Consider the following 5,190-nt stretch of genomic DNA (forward strand, 5'->3'; position numbering starts at 1 on the left):
TAAAAGAAAATCAAATTTTCAAAAACTACAAGAATAAAAATTCGGCAAAAAACAATAATTTAAAAAGTGAATTTTATTATCTAGATATAACAAATAAAGAAACTTTAGGTAAAATTAATTTAATCAAAAACACAGGATTTAAAACTGAAATGATAAAGTTTTTATATTTAAACATTGATCCAAATATCGAAACCAACTTAAGTAAACAAGCTATTAATGATGCAAATAGAAAAGCAAACAGCATCGCTAAAGAGATTGGAAAAAAAGTGGGTAAAGTGCTCAATATTGAGGACAAATCGGCCAGTTGTTGCTCAGATTTTGGAGAAACCGACCAAGATAGTGTAACAAAAAAATACACATTAAATATTACCTATGAATTGTTAGACTGATGAAAAAAACATATCTATATTTAATTCTATTCTTAACTTTTAATTGGGGATTTTGCCAAGAAGCAACTCTTCGTATCTTAGGCAATAGCAGGTATTCTGAAATAGCAGAAAAGAAAGCGATATTATTGAATTTTGAATTTAATTCAGAAATTTGCAACCCAATAACTCAAGACAAAACAATTGAAGTTCAAGTAGATGAATTTAACCAAAATTTGAAATCTGAAAAAATGGAGTACAAATTAATTCATAAAGAAACACTAAACATCAATCCTGAGAATAGTAAATCTTACGAATTAGTAGTTTCATTAGATTGTAATGAAAATAAAATTCAAAAAATAATAAATTCAAGTGGAATAAAACGTGGAAAAACGTATTATAAATTTTCTGACACCTCTTTTTTAGATGAAGATAAAAAAGCAATTTTAGCTTTTAAAAACACACAAAGCAAAGCAAAAGAGCTAGCAAAAATTTTAAATTATGAAATTTTGGAAGTTGTAAGTATTGATGATGATACGTCTGATGCTAATGATGTTTTTGAACTTTTAGGAATGGATGATTTAGATGATGAAAGAAAAGAAATGATGTATTCTATATTTGAAAAGTTAAATGATCTTGAAGTAAATAGCAACCCAACAAAAGAAGGTGCTTATAATTTATGGGTAACATACAAAATTAGGATATTATAGTTTATTAATTTCTGTCATAATGAATTTTGCAGCATAGTAGGCTTTGTTCTTAATTGTATATGCAAAATTAGCGTTTGAGAGAAAAATGTGGGATTTCTTATTTCCGCCAATTCGCAAAGCATTCATTTTTTGTAAATGAATAACATCATTTAACTCAGAAATAATAAAACTGCGATTACTGAATAAGCATCACTACTACAATATTTATTAAAAGAGCATCCTAAAAAATAAATAATTAAAACCCGAAAGCGAACGTTTTTCTGCTTTTTCTTAAAACATACTCCCACAAATGCCCAATCCGGCAATTAAATAAACGGTTGCTAAAATATACAACACTTTTGCTGCTTTAAGATATTTCTTCCTAATGCTGAGACCAATTATCGTTAAAAAAATAGGTGGTTCAACCATAATAGCAATAAAAAGAATTATAATTCCACCATAACTTCCTCCTTCTAAGGCGATCATATTTTTTCTATTTTAGTTCTTAATTCTTCCAGCTTTTCTCGTTTGTCATCCCGATAAAACAAATTCATCGTTTCAAACGGAATAATTTTATTATCCTTGTTGACAATATGAACACACGATTTTTTAATTGCGCGAACATCAAAATTATAAGCATCAATAAATTGCATAATGATAATTCGGAACAAATTATCGTATCCCAAATCAGGAGCATCAATATTGGGCAAACAACACAAGATGGATTTTAAATTTTCTTCGGCTACTTCTACCGAATTTCCAGTGCTGAACAATTCAATCATTTTTTCCTGAAGCGCTTCATCTTGTTCGTATATAATGGTATTTTTACTGTTGTCGAGCAAGTCGTTTGGATTGATGTACCGCGTCAATGGAAAAACTTCATCGCCTAATTTTAAAGCATAACCCATTACCAAAGCGTCGGGATTGCAAGGCACTGGAAGTAAATCATCAGAATTAAAAATTGAGGTTTGTTCCAAAATTTTTCTTCGCACTTCGGTCAAAGTCATTCTGTCGGTTGCGGGATTAAAATGCTCCAATCTTCCCGCAATTTGTGTCGGCTGAAAAGTAACGCCCCGAATGCATTTCTGTTTTAATGCAAAATCAATTATTTTTCCAATTTCGTGATCGTTTAATCCTTTTTGAAGGGTTACGACCAAGGTAGTTGATACATTTAATTCGTTTAAATTTTCGATAGCTTGTTTGCGAATCTCACTCAAATCGGCACCTCTTAATTCTTGTAAAACGCTGTCTTCGAAGGAATCAAACTGTAGATAAATTTCAAAATCAGGAGCATAACTTTTTAATTTTCGGGCAAACTCCTTGTCTTTTGCAATTTTGATTCCATTGGTATTCAACATCAAATGCCGAATTGGGAGTGATTTTGCATAATCCAAAATCTCGAAAAACTGCGGATGTATGGTTGGTTCGCCTCCGCTTATTTGCACCACATCGGGTTCTTTTTCGTTTAAAACAATGGTATCGAGCATCGTTGTTACTTCTTCCAATGTTCTATGTCGTCCATAAGAAGGCGACGATCCTGCATAACAAGTAGAACAAGTCAAGTTACATCTATCAGTAATTTCGATAACCGTAAGGCAAGAATGCTGTTCGTGATCGGGACACAATCCGCAATCATACGGACAACCATAATGTGTTTTAGTGTTGAACGTATACGGCGTTTCAGAAGGTTTGTTATAGTTTCGAATGTTTTTATAATAAGGAATATCATCAGCAATGAGCACTTTCGAATTGCCGTGTTCTGGACATCTTTTGAGCATATACACATGCTCATCTTCAAAAACAATTTTAGCGTCAATCCGCTTCAAGCATTCCGGACAAAGACTCAATGTAAAATCGTAATAGGTGTATTTTCTAACCGGCATTTTTTACTAGATTTAAAATTGTTTTGCGATAACAACCGAGACAAATTAAGCATAAAATTTGAATCGAACTCAATCCTACAAAAAAGAAACTATTGGGTTTTATAAATTCTATACAAAATCGAAAAGTAAAGTACGCAATCATAAAATACTCAAACAGCAATCCATTTTTTAAATTTGTATGTTTCAATTTCCATAAAAACACAAACAAAATTGCTAAAAACAACAATTCATATAAAGCAATGGGATGCCTTTTGAGTCCATCGCCGAGATTCATTCCTGCGAAAAATGAGGTTGTTTTTCCATACGTAAACTCGTTTGTCCCCGATAGAAAACAGCCAATTCTACCAATAAATATACCGAGAATTATGGGTAAGGTAAATAAATCGCCTGAGGATTGTTTTTCGCCAATCAACTTTTTTGTCAATTCTACACCCAAAAGTCCGCCGAACAATCCGCCCATAATCGTCTTGGTATTGAAGAGATTTAGTAATGAATAAATATCCGTTGGCCAAACCGGATTTTCAAGAAAACCAACAATTCTAGAACCTAAAAATGCTCCAATGGCAGCTCCTAAAATAATAGATAATCGGTTGGTAGATTCAATAAAATCGGTGGTTTTTTTTCGTAAAAAGACATAGTAACGATAGCCGAGAAAAAATGCCAAATACTCCATTATCAGATGCACATTGATTTCGTAATCAAAAAGTATCGGCTCAAATGGAACGGTCATAAAAATGGGCTCTTGTTAAAATATCTGATTAAATAATCGGGTAGTGTAAAGATGCAAAAAAATATTGTTTTTCGCTTTTCTGGTCAATGACTTTCCATTTCACAAGTTCTTAAAATAGATAGAATGTTCTAAAAGGCTCAAAATTTTTTAATAAAATCAAATTTCTTAACCTAAGTCATCTAATTTTACTAAAAAAAGAATTCTATTTGTAGCGTGGTGTTTATTTGTTTTGAATTATTAGTTTTTAAAAAAAAGCGTATGAGGTGTGGGGTGTTGGCAAGAATTGGGATACTAGTATTTGTGCTCTGCAGCGGAGCTAGTTTGAACGCACAAAACGTTTTTAAAAGGTACTTAGACAATCTTATAAATAACCAAAGCGAGATTGAGGAGCCCCAACTTTTAGTTTATCCCACGATTGCCTATGCTCCTGAAACAACTTGGGAAATAGGATTAAGTTCAGTATATGTGTACTATGCAGAGCGGGATACCACAAATAGATTAAGTGAAATCAATAGTTTTGCTTTTATTACGCTAGAAAATCAATACGGTTTGTGGTTTGACCATGCCATTTATACGGCTCAAGATGAGTGGTTTTTGCTTGGAAGATTGCGTTTTCAGAGTTTTCCCTTGTACTATCATGGCATTGGAACGAACACGCCTGAAGATTACACGGCCCGGGTAGATGCCAATCAAATTTTGGTCAAGGAACGCTTCTTGAAAAAGATAAAGAAAAATGTGTTTTTAGGTGTAGAGGTCGATTATCAAAGTTTATCAGCGGTAGATTTTATTGTTAACGAAAGAGCGGTAAATAATTTTGAATTCCCATTGGGCAGTAACGGTTCGTCAAATTTAGGTCTGGGAGTGGGAATAGTTCGCGACGATAGGCACAACGTTTTAAATGTTCGAAAAGGTTTTTTTTCAGAGTTTGCAGTGCTACATTCCAATCCCAGTTGGGGAAGTACCTTTAATTTCACATCCATTAATTCCGATACCAGATTTTACAAACCCATCGGAAAAAACAATGTTTTGGCTGCTCAGTTATTGGGTCAGTTTAATTTTGGGATGTTCCTTTCAATCAACTTGCTCAAATGGGTGGCGAGAGCATGATGCGAGGTTACTATTTTGGTCGATACCGAGACAACCATCAAGTAGCTACTCAAGTCGAAATGCGATTTTTGCCCATTCCGTTAAAATTTACCAACCGTCTTGGAGCAGCCGTTTTTGCAGGAACAGCAACCGTGTTTAAAGATTTGAACAATGTCACAATGCCGAATCTTAAATTCTCAGGTGGTGCAGGTGTCCGATTTTTGTTGTTTCCTAAAAAAGATATTTGGACAAGGGCTGACTATGCTTTTACCAGAGAAGGCGGCGGCTTTTACTTGTTTATTGGGGAGTCTTTTTAAGAAAAAACCCTTTCAAACATCACATTTGAAAGGGTTTAAAAATTAATTTAAGTGATACGATTTACAACTTCTGCCGGTTGTCTTCAGAATTCGTGTCAATCAATTTATTGTAAGGATCAA

General features: G+C 33.4%; 7 protein-coding genes. 4 read left to right on the forward strand and 3 right to left on the reverse strand.

Translation table 11 applies throughout. From position 1 onward, the window contains the following. Both ACIQ2X_RS13590 and ACIQ2X_RS13595 read left to right on the forward strand, forming a co-directional pair. Positions 1-389, forward strand: a 389-nt coding sequence (locus ACIQ2X_RS13590; RefSeq protein ID WP_396179473.1) for an SIMPL domain-containing protein, incomplete at its 5' end; no start/stop codon positions are given. Continuing rightward, complete coding sequence (locus ACIQ2X_RS13595) at positions 389-1,075, forward strand: hypothetical protein (protein WP_396179474.1); 687 nt, start codon at positions 389-391, stop codon at positions 1,073-1,075. The genes ACIQ2X_RS13590 and ACIQ2X_RS13595, both read left to right, overlap by 1 nt. 270 nt (positions 1,076-1,345) lie before the next feature. Here ACIQ2X_RS13595 and ACIQ2X_RS13600 read toward each other — a convergent pair whose 3' ends face one another. From ACIQ2X_RS13600 to ACIQ2X_RS13610, 3 genes are read right to left on the reverse strand one after another with little or no spacing between them, the layout of a single operon-like run. Further along, positions 1,346-1,540 (reverse strand): hypothetical protein, encoded by a 195-nt coding sequence (locus ACIQ2X_RS13600; RefSeq protein ID WP_396179475.1) that lies wholly within the window; start codon positions 1,538-1,540, stop codon positions 1,346-1,348. Further along, on the reverse strand, positions 1,537-2,937 hold the full coding sequence (locus ACIQ2X_RS13605; RefSeq protein WP_396179476.1) for a radical SAM protein: 1,401 nt from the start codon (positions 2,935-2,937) through the stop codon (positions 1,537-1,539). Before ACIQ2X_RS13605 ends, ACIQ2X_RS13600 begins: the two co-directional genes overlap by 4 nt. Beyond that, the gene (locus ACIQ2X_RS13610; protein ID WP_396179477.1) at positions 2,927-3,667 is read right to left on the reverse strand and encodes a prolipoprotein diacylglyceryl transferase; all 741 of its coding nucleotides are present in this window, start codon (positions 3,665-3,667) and stop codon (positions 2,927-2,929) included. Before ACIQ2X_RS13610 ends, ACIQ2X_RS13605 begins: the two co-directional genes overlap by 11 nt. Positions 3,668-3,988: 321 nt before the next feature. On the opposite strand from ACIQ2X_RS13610, the gene ACIQ2X_RS13615 reads away from it, so the two are divergent. Next, entirely contained in the window at positions 3,989-4,774 is a 786-nt protein-coding gene (locus ACIQ2X_RS13615; protein ID WP_396179478.1) for a BamA/TamA family outer membrane protein, read from the forward strand. Continuing rightward, positions 4,756-5,070 carry a hypothetical protein gene (locus ACIQ2X_RS13620; RefSeq protein ID WP_396179479.1) on the forward strand — a complete coding sequence of 105 codons (315 nt, stop codon included), beginning with the start codon at positions 4,756-4,758 and terminating at the stop codon, positions 5,068-5,070. Before ACIQ2X_RS13615 ends, ACIQ2X_RS13620 begins: the two co-directional genes overlap by 19 nt. The last annotated feature ends 120 nt before the right edge of the window (positions 5,071-5,190 follow it).

The sequence above is a fragment of the Flavobacterium sp. genome (assembly GCF_044368625.1).
Lineage (GTDB): Bacteria > Bacteroidota > Bacteroidia > Flavobacteriales > Flavobacteriaceae > Flavobacterium.

Bases quoted from the DNA above. Each gene is read 5' to 3' on its own strand.
- ACIQ2X_RS13600 (WP_396179475.1), bottom strand. From the start codon at position 1,540: ATGATCGCCTTAGAAGGAGGAAGTTATGGTGGAATTATAATTCTTTTT.
- ACIQ2X_RS13595 (WP_396179474.1), top strand. From the start codon at position 389: ATGAAAAAAACATATCTATATTTAATTCTATTCTTAACTTTTAATTGG.
- ACIQ2X_RS13605 (WP_396179476.1), bottom strand. From the start codon at position 2,937: ATGCCGGTTAGAAAATACACCTATTACGATTTTACATTGAGTCTTTGT.
- ACIQ2X_RS13620 (WP_396179479.1), top strand. From the start codon at position 4,756: ATGGGTGGCGAGAGCATGATGCGAGGTTACTATTTTGGTCGATACCGA.
- ACIQ2X_RS13610 (WP_396179477.1), bottom strand. From the start codon at position 3,667: ATGACCGTTCCATTTGAGCCGATACTTTTTGATTACGAAATCAATGTG.